At 68.3% G+C, this 19,795-nt stretch carries 21 protein-coding genes; 8 read left to right on the top strand and 13 right to left on the bottom strand.

Features of this window, described 5'->3' with window-relative positions:
• Positions 1 to 65: 65 nt before the first annotated feature.
• The 8 genes from G539_RS0121555 to mutM all read right to left on the bottom strand — a co-directional run bounded on the left by G539_RS0121555 (position 66) and on the right by mutM (position 8,037).
• Positions 66 to 689: a LysE family translocator gene (locus tag G539_RS0121555; protein WP_084640168.1), complete on the bottom strand. Its 624-nt coding sequence runs from the start codon at positions 687 to 689 to the stop codon at positions 66 to 68.
• Entirely contained in the window at positions 686 to 1,849 is a 1,164-nt protein-coding gene (gene recF, locus G539_RS0121560) for a DNA replication/repair protein RecF (RefSeq protein ID WP_029077047.1), read from the bottom strand. The genes G539_RS0121555 and recF overlap by 4 nt, the downstream gene beginning before the upstream one ends.
• Complete coding sequence (gene dnaN / locus G539_RS0121565; protein WP_029077048.1) at positions 1,846 to 2,967, bottom strand: DNA polymerase III subunit beta; 1,122 nt, start codon at positions 2,965 to 2,967, stop codon at positions 1,846 to 1,848. The genes recF and dnaN overlap by 4 nt, the downstream gene beginning before the upstream one ends.
• Positions 2,968 to 3,153: 186 nt before the next feature.
• Positions 3,154 to 4,596 carry a chromosomal replication initiator protein DnaA gene (dnaA, locus tag G539_RS0121570; protein ID WP_029077049.1) on the bottom strand — a complete coding sequence of 481 codons (1,443 nt, stop codon included), beginning with the start codon at positions 4,594 to 4,596 and terminating at the stop codon, positions 3,154 to 3,156.
• Between the two features lie 109 nt (positions 4,597 to 4,705).
• Positions 4,706 to 5,152 (bottom strand): rhodanese-like domain-containing protein, encoded by a 447-nt coding sequence (locus tag G539_RS0121575; protein WP_029077050.1) that lies wholly within the window; start codon positions 5,150 to 5,152, stop codon positions 4,706 to 4,708.
• Positions 5,153 to 5,812: 660 nt separating this feature from the next.
• Positions 5,813 to 6,079, bottom strand: coding sequence for a 30S ribosomal protein S20 (gene rpsT / locus G539_RS0121580; RefSeq protein ID WP_029077051.1), 267 nt, complete (start codon positions 6,077 to 6,079; stop codon positions 5,813 to 5,815).
• 163 nt (positions 6,080 to 6,242) lie between these two features.
• Positions 6,243 to 7,046 (bottom strand): enoyl-CoA hydratase, encoded by an 804-nt coding sequence (locus G539_RS0121585; RefSeq protein WP_035832241.1) that lies wholly within the window; start codon positions 7,044 to 7,046, stop codon positions 6,243 to 6,245.
• A gap of 121 nt (positions 7,047 to 7,167) precedes the next feature.
• Complete coding sequence (mutM, locus tag G539_RS0121590) at positions 7,168 to 8,037, bottom strand: bifunctional DNA-formamidopyrimidine glycosylase/DNA-(apurinic or apyrimidinic site) lyase (RefSeq protein WP_029077053.1); 870 nt, start codon at positions 8,035 to 8,037, stop codon at positions 7,168 to 7,170.
• A gap of 163 nt (positions 8,038 to 8,200) precedes the next feature.
• Between mutM and ubiE the strand changes: the two genes are divergently transcribed.
• From ubiE to cysK, 6 genes are all read left to right on the top strand, one after another.
• Positions 8,201 to 8,998 (top strand): bifunctional demethylmenaquinone methyltransferase/2-methoxy-6-polyprenyl-1,4-benzoquinol methylase UbiE, encoded by a 798-nt coding sequence (gene ubiE, locus G539_RS0121595; protein WP_029077054.1) that lies wholly within the window; start codon positions 8,201 to 8,203, stop codon positions 8,996 to 8,998.
• Positions 8,999 to 9,002: 4 nt separating this feature from the next.
• A complete protein-coding gene (ubiB, locus tag G539_RS0121600) occupies positions 9,003 to 10,577 on the top strand; it encodes a 2-polyprenylphenol 6-hydroxylase (protein ID WP_029077055.1) in 1,575 nt (524 codons plus the stop codon).
• Positions 10,578 to 10,614: 37 nt separating this feature from the next.
• Positions 10,615 to 11,877 (top strand): bifunctional phosphopantothenoylcysteine decarboxylase/phosphopantothenate--cysteine ligase CoaBC, encoded by a 1,263-nt coding sequence (gene coaBC, locus G539_RS0121605; RefSeq protein WP_029077056.1) that lies wholly within the window; start codon positions 10,615 to 10,617, stop codon positions 11,875 to 11,877.
• A gap of 80 nt (positions 11,878 to 11,957) precedes the next feature.
• A complete protein-coding gene (locus tag G539_RS0121610; protein ID WP_245576937.1) occupies positions 11,958 to 12,905 on the top strand; it encodes an Lnb N-terminal periplasmic domain-containing protein in 948 nt (315 codons plus the stop codon).
• Positions 12,906 to 12,943: 38 nt separating this feature from the next.
• The gene (gene dut / locus G539_RS0121615; RefSeq protein WP_029077058.1) at positions 12,944 to 13,420 is read left to right on the top strand and encodes a dUTP diphosphatase; all 477 of its coding nucleotides are present in this window, start codon (positions 12,944 to 12,946) and stop codon (positions 13,418 to 13,420) included.
• A gap of 49 nt (positions 13,421 to 13,469) precedes the next feature.
• Positions 13,470 to 14,447: a cysteine synthase A gene (gene cysK, locus G539_RS0121620; RefSeq protein WP_029077059.1), complete on the top strand. Its 978-nt coding sequence runs from the start codon at positions 13,470 to 13,472 to the stop codon at positions 14,445 to 14,447.
• On the opposite strand, the gene G539_RS0121625 is transcribed toward cysK, so the two are convergent.
• From G539_RS0121625 to G539_RS0121635, 3 genes are all read right to left on the bottom strand, one after another.
• On the bottom strand, positions 14,411 to 14,839 hold the full coding sequence (locus G539_RS0121625; protein WP_029077060.1) for a YciI family protein: 429 nt from the start codon (positions 14,837 to 14,839) through the stop codon (positions 14,411 to 14,413). The two genes, cysK and G539_RS0121625, sit on opposite strands and share 37 nt — an antisense overlap.
• Before the next feature lie 30 nt (positions 14,840 to 14,869).
• Positions 14,870 to 15,583 carry a DUF899 family protein gene (locus G539_RS0121630; RefSeq protein ID WP_245576938.1) on the bottom strand — a complete coding sequence of 238 codons (714 nt, stop codon included), beginning with the start codon at positions 15,581 to 15,583 and terminating at the stop codon, positions 14,870 to 14,872.
• A gap of 130 nt (positions 15,584 to 15,713) precedes the next feature.
• Positions 15,714 to 16,640, bottom strand: coding sequence for a cation diffusion facilitator family transporter (locus tag G539_RS0121635; protein ID WP_029077062.1), 927 nt, complete (start codon positions 16,638 to 16,640; stop codon positions 15,714 to 15,716).
• A 219-nt stretch (positions 16,641 to 16,859) separates the two neighbouring features.
• Here G539_RS0121635 and G539_RS0121640 point away from each other — a divergent pair, with 219 nt between their 5' ends.
• Entirely contained in the window at positions 16,860 to 17,966 is a 1,107-nt protein-coding gene (locus G539_RS0121640; RefSeq protein WP_029077063.1) for an AI-2E family transporter, read from the top strand.
• Positions 17,963 to 18,403: an ion channel gene (locus G539_RS0121645; protein ID WP_029077064.1), complete on the top strand. Its 441-nt coding sequence runs from the start codon at positions 17,963 to 17,965 to the stop codon at positions 18,401 to 18,403. The genes G539_RS0121640 and G539_RS0121645 overlap by 4 nt, the downstream gene beginning before the upstream one ends.
• Positions 18,404 to 18,419: 16 nt before the next feature.
• Here the strand turns inward: G539_RS0121645 and G539_RS0121650 are convergent, their stop codons facing one another.
• Together G539_RS0121650 and G539_RS0121655 are read right to left on the bottom strand one after the other, a co-directional pair.
• Positions 18,420 to 19,208 (bottom strand): sulfite exporter TauE/SafE family protein, encoded by a 789-nt coding sequence (locus G539_RS0121650; RefSeq protein ID WP_029077065.1) that lies wholly within the window; start codon positions 19,206 to 19,208, stop codon positions 18,420 to 18,422.
• A 16-nt stretch (positions 19,209 to 19,224) separates the two neighbouring features.
• A complete protein-coding gene (locus G539_RS0121655) occupies positions 19,225 to 19,752 on the bottom strand; it encodes a rhodanese family protein (protein ID WP_029077066.1) in 528 nt (175 codons plus the stop codon).
• Positions 19,753 to 19,795: the final 43 nt, after the last annotated feature.

Consider the following 19,795-nt stretch of genomic DNA (forward strand, 5'->3'; position numbering starts at 1 on the left):
CTAGCGCCTCGGTCGAGGCGAGGCACGCCCGAAAGGCCGGGCGCGTCGATCCGTCAGGGTTCCGCTCAGCGCGTGGCGATCGCCACCGCGGCGCCGGCCATGACAACGCTGCTGCCGCGATTGACCATCTTCACCGCCTTCGGGCTCGTGATCAGCCGGCGGGCGCGCAAGGTCACACCGACATAGAAGGCGAAGACCAGCCCGACGACCGTCAGCGTGACGGTGGTCAGCTCGAGGAAGGCGAGCGCGTCGATGCGGGTGATGTCGAGGATGGAGGGCAGCAGCGCCAGATAGAACACCATGGTCTTGGGATTGCCGAGGCAGACGGCTAGGCCGGCGAAGAACAGCTTGACCTGGCTCTCCTTGACCGTGACCGGAGCCAGATCGGGCGCGGCGACCGGCGCCTTCCACATCTTCCAGGCGATGAAGAGCAGATAGGCGGCGCCGGCATATTTGATCAGCGCGAACACCTCGTGGAAGGTCTGCGCGACGACGGCGAGGCCGAGGACCGCGAGCGTCAGCCAGACGATGTCGCCGATCGCCATGCCGGCAGTGAACGCGATCGCGCCGGGCCGGCCGCGACCGAGCACGCGCGCGACGATGGCGGCGATGCCGGGCCCCGGCGCGACGGCGGCGACCGCCAGCGCGGCGGCGAAAAGCGCGAGGCCCGAAATCGACAGTCCCGTCATGGTGTGTGTTCCTGAGGGGGCGAGAGCGCGACGCGCCCCGGCGTCACGGTGAAGATCTGCCCCGATTGCGGCAATTCGGCGAAGAGCGCCGGGTCGGCGCCGGTCATGAAGATCTGGCTGCCGAGACGGTCGAGCGCCTCGAACAGGGCAGCGCGGCGGCGCTGGTCGAGATGGGCGGCGATCTCGTCGAGCAGCACGATCGGCGCAAGACCGCTCATCCGCGCGACGAGGCGGGCATGCGCCAGCACGATGCCGACCAGAAGCGCCTTCTGCTCGCCGGTCGAGGCGCGGCCGGCCGGCACGTCCTTCGGGCCGTGGCGGACGACGAGATCGCTCGCCTGCGGGCCGACCAGGGTGCGCCCGGCTGCGCGGTCGCGGGCGCGCCCGTTGCGGAGCGCGGCGCGGTAGCGATCCTCCGCCTCGACGGCGGGTCCCTCGCCGATCCAGCCCTCGAGGTCGCCCTCCAGCGCCAGCACGGCGAAGGGGAAGGGCGAAGCGTCGTCGCGCTCCTCGGCGATCAGCCCGGCAAGCCGCTCGGCCGTCTCCTTGCGCGCGGCGGCGACCGCGACGCCGATCTCGGCGATCTCGGCTTCCAGCCCGTCGAGCCAGGCGCGGTCGGGCGACGGATCCTCGAGCAGGCGATTGCGGCCGCGCACGGCCTTCTCGAAGGCGTTGACGCGGCTGCCATGCGTCGCGTCGACGGCGAGCACCAGCCGGTCGAGGAAGCGGCGACGATCGCCGGCCGGGCCAGTGAACAGCCCGTCGAGCGCCGGCGTCAGCCAGACGATGCGAAGATATTCGGCGAAGGCGGCCGCCGACGAGACGGGGGCGCCGTCAATGCGGCAGCGGCGCGATGGCGGCTGGCCGTCGAGCGTCGTGCCGAGCCGGACCGGGCCGTTGGCGGTGTCGAGGTCGACCGCGACGACGAAGCCACCGCCGCCGCCGATCCGCGCCATGTCGGCGAGATCGGCACGGCGCAGGCCGCGGCCGGGCGACAGCAGCGAGATCGCCTCGAGCAGGTTGGTCTTGCCGGCGCCATTCTCGCCCGAGAGCGCGACGAGCCGGCCCGAGAACCGCACGTCGAGATGCTCATAGGAACGGAAGTCCGCCAGCGTCAGCCGCGTGATGCGCGGCTGACCGACGTCGGGCAAGAGGGTCACACGCGCATCGGCATCAGGACGTAGAGCGCGTCCTCGTCGCCGTCGTCCTGGATCAAGGTCGGCGAGCCGGGATCGGCCAGCTTGAACACCGCCGTACCGGTCTTGAGCTGGCCGGCGATATCGAGCAGGTAGCGCGAGTTGAAGCCGATATCGATGGGATCGGCGTGGTAGTCGACGTCGAGCTCTTCCGTCGCCGAACCCGAATCCGGGTTGTTGACGGTGAGCGCCAGCCGGCCCTCGGAGGAGAGCGACAGCTTGACGGCGCGGCCGCGCTCGCTGGCAATCGTCGAGACGCGGTCGACGGCGTTCGAGAAGGTGCCGCGATCGACCTTCAGGAGCTTGTCATTGCCCTGCGGGATGACGCGGGCATAGTCCGGGAACGTGCCGTCGATCAGCTTCGAGGTCAGCACGACGCCGCCGAACGAGACGCGGATCTTGGTCTCGGAAAGCTCGATCGTCGCCGTCTCCTCGGAATTCTCGAGAAGCTTCTGGATCTCGCCGACCGCCTTGCGCGGCACGATGATGCCCGGCATGCCCTCGGAACCGGCCGGCGCGGCAGTCTGCGCCCGGGCCAGACGATGGCCGTCGGTGGCGACGGCGCGCAGCACGACGCGGCCATCGACCGTCGGCGTGTGCAGGTAGATGCCGTTCAGGTAATAGCGCGTCTCCTCGGTCGAGATCGCGAACTGGGTGCGGTCGATCAGCGTCTTGAAGGCCGAGGCCGGCAGCTCGAAGCGGATCGGGAACTCGCCGGTGGTCAGGTCCGGGAAATCGGTCTCCGGCAGCATCTGCAGCGCGAAATTCGAGCGGCCGGAGCGGACCGTCAGCGTCTGGCCGTCGGCCGAGGTCTCGAGCGCCACTTCCGAGCCGTCCGGCAGCTTGCGGACGATGTCGTAGAGCATGTGCGCCGGCACCGTCGTCGCGCCGGGACGGCCGACATCGGCGGCGATCGTCTCGAGGATCTCGAGGTCGAGATCGGTCGCCTTCAGCGTCAGCTCGGAGCCCGTCGCGCGCAGCAGCACGTTGGAGAGGATCGGGATCGTGTTCCGTCGTTCGACCACGCGATGCACGTGGTTGAGGGACTTCAGGAGGTTGGATCGCTCGAGGGTCGCTCTCATGAAACGCAGGAACCTTGACAGAAAAGCCGCGCGGAGAGCGCGGCGCCGACAGAGGCCGGACGCAATGTCCGGTACGGACCGAGGAAAGTGCAGTGTTCCGGGCCGGAACGCAAGGCCCCCAAAGCGATGCAACCCGGGCCAGAGACAGAAAGGCCGGCGGGTTTCCCCGCCGGCCAGGCTGACCGACTATTCGTCGATCATGCGCTTCAGCAATTCGATCTCTTCCGCCAGATGCTGGTCGCCCTGCATCATCTCCTCGACCTTGCGCACGGCGTGCAGCACCGTGGTGTGGTCGCGACCGCCGAAGCGGCGACCGATCTCCGGCAGCGAGCGCGGCGTCAGCGTCTTCGACAGATACATGGCGATCTGGCGCGGACGGACGATCGTGCGGGTGCGGCGGCTCGACAGCAGATCGGCCTTCGACACGTTGTAGTGGCGCGAGACGACCTTCTGGATGTCCTCGATCTTGACCCGGCGCGGCTCGGCGGCGCCGACGAGATCGCGCAGCGTGATCTCGGCCGAGTTCATCGTCACCGGCTGGTTGGTAAACTGCCACTGCGCGACGAGACGGTTCAGCGCGCCTTCCAGGTCGCGGCCATTCGAGACGACCGACTGGGCGACGTACTCGATCACCGTCTCCGGCACTTCGACGCCGGGGTTCTGCGACTGGGCGATCTGATAGCGGCTCTTCAGGATCTCGCGGCGGAGATCGAGGTCCGGCGGGGCGATCTCGAAGGCGACGCCGCCGCGGAGCCGCGAGCGGACGCGCTCGTCGAGCGTCTCGAGCTCGGCGGCGGGCCGGTCGGCCGCCACCACCACCTGCCGCGCACCGTCGATCAGCGCGTTCAGCATGTGGCAGAACTCCTGCTGCACCGACTTGCCCTGCAGGAACTGCAGGTCGTCGATCAGGAGCAGGTCGATCTCGCGGAGATTCTCCTTGAAGGCGATCGCCGACTGGTTCTTCAGCGCCGCGACGAAGCGGAACATGAAGTGCTCGGCGGTCAGATAGACGACCTTGCGGCTCGGATCGGCGCGACGCGCCGCCTGGGCGACGGCGTGCAGCAGATGCGTCTTGCCACGGCCGACGCCGGCATGGAGATAGAGCGGGTTGTAGGGCGTCGGGCGGCCAGCCGGCGTTTCGGCCACGGCGCGGGCCGCGGCATAGGCGACGCGGTTGGCGCCACCCTCGCAGAAGGTGTCGAAGGTGAAGCGCGGATCGACCGGCGAGCCATCACCATCGAGATCGGCGCGGGCGGGCGCGGCGGCAGCGGTGACGACCGGCGCGGCGCTCGCGGCCGGAATGAAGGTCGGCGCGGGGGCTGCCGGCGCGGCGGCCTGCGGCTTCTCGACCTTGGCGGGGGCACGCGCCCGGACGGCGCCACGGACCACCAGCTCGACGCGACGCAGGCTCTCGACCTCGACCGACCAGAGGCCGAGCAGCTTCTCGATGTAGTGCGCCTGGATCCAGGATTTCAGGAAGCGGGTCGGAACGGACAGGTTCACCGAGGCGCCGTCGGCGCTCTCGAACTCGACGCGGGCGAACCAGCTCGAAAACACGTCTTCGCCCAGCTCGGTCCGCAGGCGCGTCTTGACGCGCTCCCACAGCGCCGCATCCGCACGCCCGCTCATCGGCTGATCCTCATCGACGGCGATCGCCCGCAGGGCAGAAGCCCCCGATCCAAACTCGCCCGACCTGTCGTCCCGCATCTGAGCCCCTCTCGTGTCGATTGGCATCTGGTCATGACTGGACCCATGGCAGTCCCGCGGCTTTCCAGCCATCCACGGAACCGCGATGTCGGCCCTCGTCCAGCGGCCCTTCGAAGCCGCCGGAAATGTTGAAGCACCGGTCGAAGCCGGCTTCCGCCAGGGCGTTCGCGGCCGCGAGGCTGCGTGCGCCGGACCGGCAGATGAAATACAGCGCCGTCTCGCTGCCGACGCCGCGCCGCTCGAGCTCGGCGGCCAGCACGTCAGCGAAGTCGGTATTGACCGCCATCGTCGGATAGCTCTGCCATTCGACGAGCAGCGTCTCCTTGCCGATCGCGCTCAGATCGACGATCCCGACATAGGCCCACTCAGCCCGGGTCCGCACGTCGATCAGCATCGACTGCGGTTCACTGGACAAACCTTCCCAAGCCTCATCGGCCGAAACGTCGCCGGCATAGCTGCCGGCAGGCGAACGAGACATAACGCCCCCTCACGCACATGATCGTCGGACCACATGCTATGTAAAACTCAAGTTGATACAGGGTGGTGGAGGTTCTTCCAGAACGCGGAAGCAATCAAAAACGCAAAAGCACTACATATAGAGCAAACTGAATGTCCGCGATTTCAATGCCGTCTCGCCTCTAGACTCTGGAAGGCGAGAAACGCCCGTTTTAATCAGCGCCGGCTCACCCCTCCGGCAAACGACAACTAGCGCTGCCGTATCCATGAGGGGGAAAATACACAGCGGGTCGGGGGGTCGCAACGGCGCAAGGCCAAGATTCGCCCTTCCCTGCCGGCCATGTTGTCGCCCCCACCCCCCGCATCGCCCGGGTGCCCTCGCGAATCCCTTACGAGTCAAAGGGTTCAGAAGGCGGCGCGCGCGACCCGGAATGGTTGCGAAGCGGGCGAAAAATATTCGGCCGCTCCCCCTTGACTCGATCGGAATCCGACCGAGTCGACAAGACAACTGACCACCGCCAGCTAAGATGTTGATATTGCTATAGAAACGGTGCGAAGCAGGGATGGCGCGGCGCGCGCCGGATTCAGCTTCGCGGCATTTCTAAGGCCGGACAAACACTTACCCGCATAACAAAAAAGCCCGGCCGAAGCCGGGCTTTTGTCAATCCCCAGAATCTCTGCCTCAGGCAGAGATCGCCTTCACGCGGGCGGCAAGGCGCGAGACCTTGCGGGAAGCGGTGTTCTTGTGCAGCACGCCCTTCTGGGCGGCGCGCATCAGCTCGGGCTGGGCGCTCTTGAGCGCCTCGGCGGCGGCGGCGGCGTTGCCCGAAGCGATCGCCTCTTCGACCTTGCGGACGTAGGTGCGCATACGGCTGCGGCGCGTGCGGTTGACCTCGGCACGGCGAGCAATCTTGCGGGTCGCCTTCTTGGCGGACGGCGTATTGGCCATGAGGGGCCTTCCTAAAAAAGCGGTTCGGTGGACTTCCGTGCCTCAGACCCCAAGGGAACCCCAAGGAATTCGGGCTAAACGGAAGGGGCGGCCATGACGCCGCCCGGTTCATGGGCGGCTTATAGTCGGACGCTCGCGCGCCGTCAATCACGATCCGCCGGAATCAGCGGTTGCGAAATGCCGGCGGACGCTTGTCGAGAAACGCCGCCATGCCCTCGCGCGCATCCTCGGTCGCGAACAGCGAATGGAACAGCCGGCGCTCGGTGCGGATGCCCTCGGAGAGCGGGCCCTCGAAGGCGCGGTTGACCGCCTCCTTGGCCATCAGCACCGAGGGACGCGACAGGCCGGCGATCTTGCCGGCCGCCGCGACAGCCGTCTCCACGAGCTCCGCCGCCGGCACGACGCGCGAGACGAGGCCGATCCGCTCGGCCTCCGTCGCGTCGATCATCCGCCCGGTCAGCACCATGTCCATGGTCTTCGCCTTGCCGACGGCGCGCGCCAGGCGCTGCGTGCCGCCCGCGCCGGGGATCAGGCCGAGCGTGATCTCGGGCTGGGCGAAGCGCGCGTTGTCAGCGGCGATGACAAGATCGCACATCAGGGCGAGTTCGCAGCCGCCGCCGAGCGCGAAGCCGGAAACCGCCGCGATCACCGGCTTGCGGGTCGCCGCCAGGCGCTCCCAGCGGGCGACGAAATCGTCCAGGAACACGTCGACATAGCCGAGCGCCTGCATCTCCTTGATGTCGGCGCCGGCGGCGAAGGCCTTTTCGGAGCCGGTCAGCACGATGGCGCCGATCGCGTCGTCCGCTTCGAAGGCGTCGAGCGCCGCATTGAGATCGGCGATCAGCTGGCGGCTCAGCGCGTTGAGCGCCTTGGGGCGGTTCAGCCGGATGATGCCGACCCCGCCATCCGCCTCGACGATCACGGTCTCGTAGGACTGGGACTCGTAGGGCTGGCTCTCAGTCGACATGGCAGGCTCCCGGCTTGCGATCCTCGCCCTCCCCTTGCCGACGCAAATCAGCGGGATGGCTCTGGCGCAGGCCTAGCGGAGGCCGCCCGCACGTTCAAGCGCCACGACCCGGGACCCGGCCTCACTTCTGGCAGCGGGCGCAATAGAAGGTGGAGCGGCCCGACTGCACCTTGCGCTCGATCACGCCCGTGCAGCTCAGGTTCGGACAGGGCTCGCCCTCCCGGTCATAGACGCGAAACGAATGCTGGAAATAGCCGAGCTCGCCATTCGCCTGGCGATGGTCGCGCAAGGACGAGCCGCCGGCCGCGATCGCCGCGCCGAGCACGTCGCGGATCGCCGTCGCCAGCCGCTCCGCCGCCTTCGCCGTCAGCGTACCGGCCGCTCGCTCGGGCGACAGGCCGGACATGTGCAGCGCCTCGCAGACATAGATATTGCCGAGGCCGGCGACGAGGCTCTGGTCGAGCAGCGCCGCCTTCAGCGGCGCCTTCTTCGCCGCGAACAGATCGTGCAGCACCTTGCCGTCAAAGGCGTTGCCGACCGGCTCGATGCCGAGCCCGGCGAGATGGCGGGCCGTGGCGATCTCGGCGCGCGGCACCAGATCCATGAAGCCGAAGCGGCGCGGGTCGTTGTAGACGACGCGCTTGCCATTGGAGAGATGGAAGACGATGTGGTCATGCGCCAGCGCCTTGCCGCGGGGGTGGTGGAATTCGCCCGGCGTCTCGGGCTCGGCCAGCGGGCCCTCCTCGATCCGGAACGAGCCGGACATGCCGAGATGCATGATGACGACGGCGCCGTCATCGAGATCGGCGAGCAGATATTTCGCGCGCCGCCCGAGCCCTTCGATGCGCCGGCCGGTCAGTCGTTCGGCGAAGCGATCGGGAAAGGGAAAACGCAGATCGGGCCGGCGCTGCTCCAGCCTTTCGATCACGGCGCCTTCCATGGTGGGGGCTAGGCCCTGGCGGACGGTTTCGACCTCGGGAAGCTCTGGCATTTAGGCTGCGTCAACTCTGCGGGTGTCGGGGCCGTGGCGCATGGAAAGCGCTTCGGCTATCAAGGACTTCGTTTTTCCAGATCGGGCGGCGGCGTTGCCGCCATGCGAATGGCCCCGCATTCCGATCGCTGGCTCGTATGCCTAATATAAGGAGTGGGACGCGATGGCGACCGAAACTCTGAAGCCGACCGATGCTTCCGACGCAGCGCCCGAGACGGGCCGCGCCTCGTTCGGCTTCCGGGACGTCGATGTCGATGCCAAACAGGGCATGGTCAACGAGGTGTTCCACAAGGTCGCGTCCCGCTACGACCTGATGAACGACTTCATGTCGGCCGGCCTGCACCGCGTCTGGAAGGACGCGATGGTGTCCTGGCTGACGCCGCCGCGCAACCGGCCCTTCGAAGTGCTCGACGTCGCCGGCGGCACCGGCGACATCTCGTTCCGCATCGTCGAGCGTTCGCATAAGTCCGCCCGCTCGACCGTCTGCGACATCAATGCCTCGATGCTGGAAGTCGGCCGCGAGCGCGCGGCGAAGCGCGGCCTCGCCGACCACGTCACCTTCGTCGAGGGCAATGCCGAGGAGCTCCCCTTCGAGGACAACCGCTTCGACGCCTATACGATCGCCTTCGGCATCCGCAACGTGCCGCGCATCGACCAGGCGCTGAAGGAGGCCTACCGCGTGCTGAAGCCGGGCGGCCGCTTCCTCTGCCTCGAATTCTCCGACGTCGACGTGCCCGGTCTCGACAAGATCTACGACTTCTATTCGTTCAACCTGATCCCGGCGATGGGCAAGGTGGTGGCCGGCGATTCCGAGAGTTACCGCTATCTCGTCGAATCGATCCGTCGCTTCCCGCATCAGGAACGCTTCGCCGAGATGATCCGGCAGGCCGGCTTTTCGAAGGTCTCCTATCGCAATCTGACGGGCGGCATCGCCGCCATCCACTCGGGCTGGAAAATCTGACGCAATGGCGCTCGGCATCGCCGCTCTCTTCCGCCTCGCAGCGGCCGGCTTCGTTCTGGCGCGCGAAGGCGCGTTCAGCCTGGTCGACATCGACGACGTGCCGCCGCCGGCCCGCCTCGGCGTGCGGCTCGGCCGCCTGCTGGAGCGCCGCTCGGCCGCAGCCGCCGACCGCGGCGAGCGCATCACCGCGGCACTGAACAAGCTCGGCCCCTCCTATGTGAAGCTCGGCCAGTTCATGGCGACGCGGCCCGATTTCGTCGGCGAGGACGTCGCCGAGGCGCTCGGCAGGCTGCGCGACGAGATCGAGCCGTTCGGCGAACAGGCCGCCCGGGTCGTGATCGAGCGCAATCTCGGCAAGCCCGTCGACGCCATCTTCCCGGAGTTCTCGCCGCCGATCGCCGCCGCCTCGATCGCGCAGGTGCACAAGGCCGAGGTGATCGAGGCCGACGGCACGACCCGCGCCGTCGCGGTCAAGGTGCTGCGCCCCGGCGTCCGCACACGCTTCCATCGCGACCTCGAGACCTTCTATGCCGGCGCCAATCTGGTCGAGCGGATCGACCCGGCGATGAAGCGGCTGAAGCCGATCGCCGTCGTCGACACGCTGGCCCGCTCGGTCTCCATGGAAATGGACCTCCGCCTCGAGGCGGCGGCTCTCTCCGAAATGGCCGAACGGACCCAGGGCGACCCCGGGTTTCGTGTGCCGAAAGTTGACTGGTCGCGCACGGCGCGCGACGTGCTGACGCTCGAATGGATCGACGGCGTCAAGCTCTCGGACCCGGCCGGCATCGCGGCGGCGGGGCATGATCTCAAGGAAGTCGCCCGGCGGCTGATGCAGGCCTTCCTGCGCCATGCCGTGCGCGACGGCTTCTTCCATGCCGACATGCACCAGGGCAATCTCTTCGTCGACGCGGCCGGCGACGTCGTCGCCGTCGATTTCGGCATCATGGGCCGGCTCGGAAGGGCCGAACGCCGCTTCCTCGCCGAAATCCTCTACGGCTTCATTCGCCGCGACTATCTGCGCATCGCCGAGGTGCACATGGAGGCCGGCTATGTCCCGGCACGCCATGCGCCGGAGGATTTCGCCCAGGCGCTGCGCGCCATCGGCGAGCCGATCCACGGCCAGCCGGCCAGCGACATCTCGATGGCGAACCTGCTGACGCTTCTCTTCGAGGTGACCGAGCTGTTCGACATGCAGACGCGGCCGGAGCTCCTGATGCTGCAGAAGACCATGGTCGTCGTCGAGGGTGTCTCCCGCTCGCTCGACCCGGAGTTCGACATGTGGGCGACCTCGGAACCGGTAGTGCGCGAATGGATCGAGCGCAATCTCGGTCCGGTCGGCAAGATCGAGGAGGCGGCGACCGGTCTCGGCGAGATCGGCCATGCCGTGACGCGGCTGCCCGTCATGCTGCAGCATGGCGCCCGCATCGCGCAGCAAATGAGCGACGCCACCCGCGACGGCATCACGCTGTCTCCGGAAACGGTCGAGGCGATCGGCCGGGCCGAGGGACGCGGCAATCGCTGGCTGACGATCGGCGTCTGGCTGGCGGTGATCCTGCTCGCCTGGAATGCGTTCACCTGACGCGGCGCCGCCGCGCGGAGAGATAGGGGAGAAGGTCATGGCGGATGTCACGGCGACGCTGGCGGAAAAGCGCATACTGCTGATCATCGCCGGTGGCATCGCCGCCTATAAGAGCCTCGACCTGATCCGTCGCCTGAAGGAGCGCGGCGCCACCGTGCGCGTCGTGATGACGAAGGGCGCGACCGAGTTCGTCACGCCGCTGGCGGCCGGCGCGCTCGCCGGCGGCACCGTCTATACCGAGCTGTTCGACCGCGAGGCGGAGCAGGATGTCGGCCATATCCGGCTCGCCCGCGAGGCGGACCTCATCGTCGTCGCGCCGGCCACCGCCGATCTGATGGCGAAGATGGCGGGCGGCCATGCCGGCGATCTCGCCGGCGCCGTGCTGCTCGCGACCAACCTGCCCGTCCTCGTCGCCCCGGCGATGAACCCGGCCATGTGGACGCATCCGGCGACGAAGCGCAACGTGGCGCAGCTCGCCGCCGACGGCATCCGCTTCGTCGGACCCGAGCGCGGCGAGATGGCCGAGAGCGGCGAGGCCGGCACCGGCCGGATGAGCGATCCGCTCGCCATCGTCGCCGCCGTCGAGGCCATTCTTGGAGCCGACGCGGCAACAGCCAATGGCGTTCCAGACTCCAGCAAACCATTGATTGGAAAACATGTTCTGGTGACGGCGGGGCCGACGCACGAACCGATCGACCCGGTCCGCTACATCGCCAACCGCTCCTCCGGCAAGCAGGGTTTTGCCATCGCGGCAGCGGCGGCCGCCGCCGGGGCCCGCGTGACGCTGGTCGCCGGGCCGGTCGGGCTCGCCGATCCCGACGGCGTCTCGGTCCGCCGGGTCGAGACGGCGCGCGACATGCTGGCGGCCGTCGAGATCGCGCTGCCGGCCGACATCGCCGTCTTCGCCGCCGCCGTCGCCGACTGGCGCCCGGCGCATGAGGCCGCCTCGAAGCTGAAGAAGGACGGCAGCGGAAATGTGCCGCCGCTCCATGTCACCGAGAACCCCGACATCCTCGCGACCATCGCCCACCGCAAGGACGGCCGGCCCGGCCTCGTCGTCGGCTTCGCCGCCGAGACGGACGATGTGCTTGAAAACGCAAAGAAAAAGCTCGGCCGCAAGGGCGCGGACGTCATCGTCGCCAACGACGTCTCGCCCGAGACCGGCGTGATGGGCGGCGCGGCCAACACGGTGCATCTCGTCACTGCCGGCGGTATCGAGAGCTGGCCCGAGCTGCCGAAGGACGCGGTGGCCCGACGCCTCGTCGACTGGATCGTCGACCGTCTCGCCAAGACCGCCTGACGGGGAAGGACGGGGCCATACGCACGCTCGCGACACTCTTCCGGTGGCTCGGCCGCCTGCTGCTCTGGCTTGCCATCTCCTTGACGGCGGCGCTGGTCGGCCTCGCCTTCTGGTACCAGCTGCCGCTGCCGGAGATGGGCAGGAAGGTCGCCATCGCCGTCTGGGCGGTCTTCGCGCTCGGCGTTCTTTTCCTCGATATTTCAATGCGTTGGTGGATTTCCCGTGCCGCCTATCTGCTGGCGTTGGTCGCCGCTGGGTTCTGGTGGGCCTCGATCCAGCCGAGCTTCGACCATGAATGGGCGCCGGACGTCGAGCACATCGTCACCGGCGCCCGCGACGGCGACATCGTCACGCTGGAGAACGTCCGCAATTTCGACTGGGTGAGCGAGACCGCGTTCACGCCGCGCTGGGAGACGCGGACCTACGACCTCTCCAAGGTCGAGACGGTCGACCTGTTCCTCTCCTACTGGTCGGGCCCCGCGATCGCCCACACGCTCGTCTCGTTCGGCTTCGAGGGTGGCGATCACGTTGTTTTCTCAGCGGAAATCCGCAAGGAGAAGGGCGAGAGCTTCTCCTCGATTGGCGGCTTCTTCAAGGAGTTCGACCTGGCGCTGATCGCCGCCGACGAGCGCGACATCATCCGCCTCAGGACCAACATCCGCGGCGAGGACGTCTATCGCTATCCGGTACACATGCCGAAGGCGGGCATGCGGGAGTTGTTCTGGTCCTATGTCGAGACCGGCAACCGGCTTGCGACCGTGCCGACCTTCTACAACACCGTCACCACCAACTGCACGACGGTGGTGTTCCGCCTGCTGCGAGCGCTCGATCCGGCGCTGCCCTTCGATTACCGCATCCTGCTGTCGGGCTATCTGCCGAGCTATATCTACCAGAACCAAGGCTTTGAGACGGGTCTGTCGGAGACGGAGTTCCGACGGCGCGCGGCGATCAGCGCGCTCGGCATAGCCGCCGGCGACAGCCCCGATTTCTCGACCGCCATCCGCGCCGAAGGCACGCTGCCGCGCTAGCCTTCCGGTAACCATTCATTCAGCATGAGGAGCGTGCCGTGCCGCACCAGCCGACCATCGAACTGAAGGTGCTCGACCCGCGCCTCGCAACGTGGGGCCTGCCCGCCTATCAGAGCGACATGGCGGCGGCGATCGACCTGCGCGCCGCCATCGACGCGCCGCTCCAGATCGAGGCCGGTTCGCCCGCCGTGCTGGTGCCGAGCGGGCTCGCCCTCTTCATCCGCGATCCGTTCGTGGCGGCCATGATCCTTCCCCGCTCCGGCCTCGGTCACAAGACGGGCCTGGTGCTCGGCAATTCGACCGGCCTGATCGACGCCGACTATCTCGGGCCGATCCTGGTCAGCGTCTGGAACCGCAATGCCGAGGGCACGACGCCGATCACGATCGAGCCCGGCGACCGCATTGCCCAGATGGTGTTCGTGCCGGTGGTTCGGCCGCGTTTCGACGTGGTGACGGAATTCTCGGCCGAGACGGCGCGCGGCGCCGGCGGCTTCGGCTCGACGGGCGGCAAGTAGGCATCTAGGCTTCGCGCACAGGGCGCCGGACGAAACAGGGAGACACGGCATGGCTGACGGATCAGAACAGGCGGGCAAGCGCGGGCGCGGCAAGGTCTACGCCTCGATCACCGACACGGTCGGTGACACGCCGATCGTCCGGCTCGACCGGCTGGCGAAGCTGAAGGGAATCGACGCCAACCTCCTCGCCAAGCTCGAATTCTTCAACCCGATCGCCAGCGTCAAGGACCGCATCGGCGTCGCCATGGTCGACGCGCTCGAGGCCGAGGGCAAGATCGTCCCCGGCAAGACGACGCTGATCGAACCGACTTCCGGCAATACCGGAATCGCGCTCGCCTTCGTCGCCGCGGCGCGCGGCTACCGGCTGATCCTCGTCATGCCGGAGACGATGTCGATCGAACGGCGCAAGATGCTGCGCCTGCTCGGCGCCGAGCTGGTGCTGACCGAGGGCGCCAAGGGCATGAAGGGCGCAATCGCCCGCGCCGAGGAGCTGAAGGCCGAGATCGGCGACGCGATCATCCCGCAGCAGTTCCAGAACCCGGCCAATCCGGCGATCCACCGCGAGACGACGGCCGAGGAGATCTGGAACGACACGGATGGCGGCATCGACATCCTGGTTTCCGGCATCGGCACCGGCGGCACCATCACCGGCGTCGGCCAGGTGCTGAAGCCGCGCAAGCCTTCCTTGAAGGTGATCGCGGTCGAGCCGGCCGAGAGCCCGGTGCTCTCCGGCGGCGCGCCCGGCCCGCACAAGATCCAGGGCATCGGCGCCGGCTTCGTGCCGGGCGTGCTCGACACCTCGATCTATGACGAGGTGGTGCAGGTCACGAGCGCGACGGCGCTGGAGACGGCACGCCTGATCGCCAAGGTCGAGGGCATCCCGGTCGGCATCTCCTCAGGCGCCGCGATCGCCGCCGCGCTCGAGGTCGCCGCCCGGCCGGAAAGCGCCGGCAAGACGATCGTCATCATCATCCCGTCCTTCGCCGAGCGCTACCTGTCGACGGCGCTGTTCGAAGGCCTCGAATAGACGCTGCAATCGAGCGACGGCCGCGCTTCGCCCGTGACGCTGTGCGTCTGGACGAGCAGCGGCCGCACCTCGAGGCTGCCGAACCGCGCCATCGGGCAAGCGCCGGCGATCGCGACGGCCGCCGCCATGTCGTCCGCCTCGACGATCAGGAAGCCGCCGAGGAATTCCTTCGCCTCGGCATAGGGGCCGTCAGTGACGGTGGTTCGCCCCGCGCGGACGCGCACGATCGCCGCGTTCTCCGGCGGCTCGAGCGGCCGCGCCAGGATCAGCCGGCCGCTGCGGCGCAGCTCCCAGTCATGCGCGATCGTCTCGTCGGTGAGCCGCGCTTGCTCCTCCTTCGACAGCGCGGCCATGGCCGCGCCGTCGACATGCACCAGACAGGCATATTGCATCGGAAAACTCCCTGAACGGGGACGATTGCCTCAGCGGTATTCGAGGCTCGGATACCAGTCGGTGCCGCGACCTTCCGGCGTCATGTCGAGCATGGTCCAGAGCGGCATCGTATCCGGCGCGCCGCGCGGGTCCTGGCCGGGATCGGCCGTCTCGAAACCCATCTCGGCGGCCCAGAAGTGCCGGATCGTGCCGTCGCGGCGGGTGAAGACGTTGAGGCCGGGGCTGTCGCCGTCGCTCGGATCGACATAGTCGCGCGTATAGTCGCCGGTGACGTCGGAGAAGAGCTTCAGCGCCTTCCAGCCGCGCTCCTGCTTGAAGGCGACGAGCTTCTCGATCGGCGAGCGCGCGATCATGACGAAGGCGGCGCGCTGGCCGATATCCTCCGCCTCGCCGTCCCAGGCGCTCATCTGCGAGGTGCACATCGGACACGGCCGCTGGCGCTGCGGACCATACATGTAGCTGTAGGCGATGAGGGTCTGCTTGTCGCCGAAGAGATCGGCGAGCGTGGCCGGGCCGTTCTCGCCGACGAAGCGATAGTCCTTCGTGACCGGGCCGCCCGGCGGCAACGCCCGGCGCTGCGCGGCGACCTGCTCGATATGGCGGCGCAGCTCGATCTCGGCCGCGAGCAGCTCGGTGCGCGCCTTGCGATAGGCGTCGCTCTCGTTCGGCATCCGCGCCCGATTGCGGGCGGCGAGCTCCGCCGCCGGAACCAGATCCGGCGGCGTCATCTGATCATGGGCCATGGCCTTTTCCCTTCGCTCGGTCCTCGACGACGCGGCGAAAACGCCGCGTCTCCCTGCCTCAACGAATGGCGGCGGCGAAGTTCGACATGCCGCGACGAAAAAAGTGCGGCGCCACCTCGCCCGAAGCGTTCTATTCGGCCCAGCCCGTATCCGTCGTGAAGGCGATGGTCAGCCAGCGATTGTGGCTTTCGTCGCCGATCGCATCGCCGATCTCGTCGCGGATCCGGTCCCAGGCCTCCAGCCTTTCGGCCGGGCCGTTCTTCGGCACGATGAAATAGAGCTCGATCTGGCGGGCGCGGCCGACCCGCGCGACATAGGCGCGATAGCCGAGGAAGCCATGCCGGGCGACCGTCTCCTCGGCCACGGCGTCGACATGCGCCTTCAGCTCCGGCGGCGTCAGCAACAGCATGTCGGCGACGGCGCGGCGCACGGTGGCGATCGGGATCGGGATGATGACGAGGCTGATGATCGCGAGCACGGCCGGGTCGATATAGGGCGCGATCCAGTCGAGCGGCGTGCCTTCCACGGCGTAGCCGATCAGGAAGGCGACCAAGAGCGCGGCGCTGATGCCACCCGACATCAGCCACGACTTGATATCGAGGTCGATGAAATCGGACTGGATCCGCCGGTTCGCCCGCCAGCCGACCAGCGCCATCACGATGCAGGCGAGAAGCGTCGTCGCCGCATAGGCGATGGCATAGCCGAATTCGAGCTCGCGGCCGCCGGACTGGATCGAGATGATCGCGTTGATCAGCGCATAGACGGCGACGCTGATCAAAAGCGTGCCGTTCAGCCCCAGCACGATCGGCTCCAGATGCCAGAAGCCCATGCTGAAACGGTTGCGCAGCTTGCCCGACAGCGCGTCGCTCTCGGCCGAGCGCAGGATCAGGCTGGCGACGACGAGCGACAGCGTCGTCATGCCGGCATCGGCGAGCGCATAGAAGCCATCGAACGCGATCGAGAACGAGCCGGACAGGAGCCCGAACACGATGCCGAAGGCGGCGACCACGAAGGTCGCGGCGATCGAGGTGCGGAGGACGGATCGTTCGCTGAGCATGTCTACCGATCATCGGGCGCCCGTGGCGACCGAGGCCTTTCGATTCCTGTTTGGCGGAGTGAACCCCGAACGACGGGAGAAACGCAACCGCTCCGGCAACCAGCCCGAAAACCGGATGCAGGCGCGCCAAGGCGGCGGCCCCAACGATCGTGAAGTCGGCACGCGCCCCCATCGCCTTCCAGCCGGCGCGCTGCTAGAATTTCTCAGAGGGCTCGCACGATGGATCGGAAGCTTCCGACTTCAACTGTCTCGCCGCCGCGCCTGAACCTGCTCGACACAGCCCTCCGGATCGGGCTGGTCGCGGCGCTCGCCTATGTCTGCGTCCGGATCCTGCTGCCCTTCACGGGCATCCTGCTGTGGTCGATCATCCTCGCCGTGATGCTCTATCCGCTGCATCGGCACCTCGCCAACCAGATGGGCAATCGCAACGCAGCGCTGCTGATCGGGCTGGTCGGCGTCGTCGTCGCGCTGGTGCCCATGGTCATCGTCGTGACCTCGCTCGGCTCCTCGCTCGTTACCCTTATCTCCGGCCTGCAGGACCACAGCCTAACGCTGCCGCCGCCGCCGCCCCGGCTGGCCGAGGTGCCGCTCGTCGGCGCGAAGCTGAAGGAGTTCTGGACGCTGGTCGCCAGCAACATGCCGGCGGCGCTGACCAAGTACCGCGAGGTGCTGAGCGCGCCGGCGGCCTGGCTGGTCTCGTTCGCGAGCGGCCTGGCGACGACGGAGCTGTCCTTCGTGCTGTCCTTCGGCATCGCGGCCGTGCTCGTTGCCTATGGCAAGGGCGCGGCGGCGTTCTCGCAGAGCCTGATGGAGCGCGTCGCCGGCGACGCGGCGCGCGGCGCGCGACTGATCGCGCTCACCGTCGCCACCATCCGCGGCGTGGCGCTCGGCGTCCTCGGCGTGGCGGTGGTGCAGGCGCTCCTGGTCGGCCTCGGTTTCTTCGCCATCGGCCTGCCGGCGGCCGGCCTGCTGACGCTGGCGGCGCTTCTGCTCGGCATCGTGCAGGTGCCGGTGACGCTGCTGACGCTGCCCGTCATCCTCTACGTCTTCCTGACCGAGCCGCCGACGCCGGCCGTCCTCTTCGCGGTCTGGGCCCTGGTCGCCGGGCTCAGCGACAATGTGCTGAAGCCGATGCTGCTCGGCCGCGGCCTCGAGGTGCCAATGCCGATCATCCTGATCGGCGTCATCGGCGGCATGCTCGCCGACGGGCTGCTCGGCCTGTTCGTCGGGCCTGTGCTGCTCGCCGTCGGCTTCGTGCTGATGATGGACTGGCTGCGGCGGCGCCCCGCCGCGAAGGACGGGCCGGGCGCCGGGCCGCCGCCGTGATCCTCATCGTCTCCTTCGGCTTCCTCGCCATGGCGGCCTGTCTGGCGCTGCAGGCACTCGCCTCCGTCGTCGCCGTGCGCTACTTCGCCCATGTCGAGAATCGACCGCTCGGGCCGACGCCGCGACGGACGGTCTTCATTCAGTTCTCGGTGCTTATGATCGTTCTGATGTTCGGCAACATCGTGCAGATCACGCTCTGGGCGCTGATCTACAGGGGGCTCGGCGCCTTCGACGAGATGCAGACCGCCTGGTATTTCTCCGGCGTCACCTTCACCTCGCTCGGCTACGGCGATGTCGTGCTGCAGGACCGCACGCGGCTGCTGGCGCCGCTGCAGGCCGCGAACGGGCTGATGATGTTCGGCATCACGACGGCGATGTTCTTCGCCGCCGTGCAGCGGGCGATCTTCAAATGGCTGTCCCTCCACGCGCCGAACTGAGCGCGGCCGCCAGCCGTCAGGCGAGGAAGCCGCGCAGCAGGACGTAAGTGCCGACGGTGATCACGACGCCGGCGAAGATCTGGCCGAGCAGCGCCTTGCGCCCCGAAAGCTTGCGGCCGAGCGCCGCGCCGCCGAGACCGCCGACCAGGCCGCCCAGCACGAAAATCGCCGCCAGGCGCCAGTCGACCAGCCCGCTCATGGCGTAGCTCGACGCCGTCGCCGCGCCGAAGGCGCTGACGGCGACCAGCGAGGTGCCGATGGCGAAGGCGAGCGGCATGCCGGTCGCCAGCATCAGACCCGGCACGATCAGAAAGCCGCCTCCAATGCCGAAGAAGCCCGACAGCGCGCCAACCGAAAAGCCGGCGGCGACAAGGCGGGGCAGAAGCTGGCGGGCGGTGGCGCGCGACAGATGGACATCCGGATCGCCGGCGGCGCCGCGGCGCCGCAACATCACCAGCCCGACCACCACCATCAGCACGCCGAACAGCATCAGCAGACGCTGGCCGTCGACCGCCTTGGCGAGCTCGGCCCCGGCCAGCGCGCCGACGACGCCGGAAAGCGCGAAGACCGCGCCGCAGCGCCACTTGACCCGCCCGGAGCGCCAATGCGGCACCAGATTGGCCAGCGCGCTGACGGCGACGGCGACGGTGCCGGTGCCGATCGCCACATGCGGCGAGGCGACACCGACACCATAGACCAGGAACGGCACGGCGAGGATCGACCCGCCGCCGCCGACCAGGCCGAGAACGAAGCCGACCACCGAGCCGAAACCGGATGCCAGCAGATCCGAGAACACGATGGTCATGCCTCTCTCCTTCTCGTCAGGCCGCCGTCACGGCGGGACGGTTCCACGGCATCCGCCGCAGGATGCGCGCCATGGCGCAGGTGCCCGTCACGCCAGCGAAGACGAGGCCGGCGCCGACAAAGGCCGACAGGGCATAGAAGGCCGGGTTCACGAAGGTGCCGAGCGCGGCGCCGACGAGCACGAGGCTGCCGGCACCGATCTGCACCTGGCGCATCAGCTCGAGCGGCTGGCGCTTGTCGGCGACCACCGGCAGGCCCGCCTTCTTCCAGGCGTCCAGCCCGCCATCGAGGCGATAGGCCTCGCAGCCGGCCGCCGCCGCAAGGCGAGCTTCATGCGCCGAGGTGCGGGCGCCGGAGCGGCACTGGAAGATGACGATGCGGCCGGGCTCGGTATCGAGCGAGGCGCCGAGCGTCGAAAGCGGCCGCGGCCGCGCGCCGGCGATGTGCTCGCGGCGATATTCGTCGGGATCGCGGATGTCGACGAGGACGGCGCCGGCGGCGACGAGTTGCTGGGCCCTGGCGGGGGTGATCGGTTGCAGCGACATGATCTTCCTTTGTGGTTCTTCCGAGTTTTCTTGAGCTACTTCG

It is taken from the genome of Kaistia adipata DSM 17808 (assembly GCF_000423225.1).
In the GTDB taxonomy this organism is placed as follows: Bacteria; Pseudomonadota; Alphaproteobacteria; order Rhizobiales; family Kaistiaceae; genus Kaistia; species Kaistia adipata.

Bases quoted from the DNA above. Each gene is read 5' to 3' on its own strand.
- G539_RS0121585 (WP_035832241.1), bottom strand. From the start codon at position 7,046: ATGTCGACTGAGAGCCAGCCCTACGAGTCCCAGTCCTACGAGACCGTG.
- G539_RS0121655 (WP_029077066.1), bottom strand. From the start codon at position 19,752: ATGTCGCTGCAACCGATCACCCCCGCCAGGGCCCAGCAACTCGTCGCC.
- G539_RS0121555 (WP_084640168.1), bottom strand. From the start codon at position 689: ATGACGGGACTGTCGATTTCGGGCCTCGCGCTTTTCGCCGCCGCGCTG.
- rpsT (WP_029077051.1), bottom strand. From the start codon at position 6,079: ATGGCCAATACGCCGTCCGCCAAGAAGGCGACCCGCAAGATTGCTCGC.
- G539_RS0121640 (WP_029077063.1), top strand. From the start codon at position 16,860: ATGGATCGGAAGCTTCCGACTTCAACTGTCTCGCCGCCGCGCCTGAAC.
- ubiE (WP_029077054.1), top strand. From the start codon at position 8,201: ATGGCGACCGAAACTCTGAAGCCGACCGATGCTTCCGACGCAGCGCCC.
- G539_RS0121575 (WP_029077050.1), bottom strand. From the start codon at position 5,152: ATGTCTCGTTCGCCTGCCGGCAGCTATGCCGGCGACGTTTCGGCCGAT.
- dnaA (WP_029077049.1), bottom strand. From the start codon at position 4,596: ATGAGCGGGCGTGCGGATGCGGCGCTGTGGGAGCGCGTCAAGACGCGC.
- ubiB (WP_029077055.1), top strand. From the start codon at position 9,003: ATGGCGCTCGGCATCGCCGCTCTCTTCCGCCTCGCAGCGGCCGGCTTC.
- G539_RS0121635 (WP_029077062.1), bottom strand. From the start codon at position 16,640: ATGCTCAGCGAACGATCCGTCCTCCGCACCTCGATCGCCGCGACCTTC.
- dnaN (WP_029077048.1), bottom strand. From the start codon at position 2,967: ATGAGAGCGACCCTCGAGCGATCCAACCTCCTGAAGTCCCTCAACCAC.
- G539_RS0121625 (WP_029077060.1), bottom strand. From the start codon at position 14,839: ATGCAATATGCCTGTCTGGTGCATGTCGACGGCGCGGCCATGGCCGCG.
- G539_RS0121650 (WP_029077065.1), bottom strand. From the start codon at position 19,208: ATGACCATCGTGTTCTCGGATCTGCTGGCATCCGGTTTCGGCTCGGTG.
- G539_RS0121630 (WP_245576938.1), bottom strand. From the start codon at position 15,583: ATGGCCCATGATCAGATGACGCCGCCGGATCTGGTTCCGGCGGCGGAG.
- cysK (WP_029077059.1), top strand. From the start codon at position 13,470: ATGGCTGACGGATCAGAACAGGCGGGCAAGCGCGGGCGCGGCAAGGTC.
- coaBC (WP_029077056.1), top strand. From the start codon at position 10,615: ATGGCGGATGTCACGGCGACGCTGGCGGAAAAGCGCATACTGCTGATC.
- mutM (WP_029077053.1), bottom strand. From the start codon at position 8,037: ATGCCAGAGCTTCCCGAGGTCGAAACCGTCCGCCAGGGCCTAGCCCCC.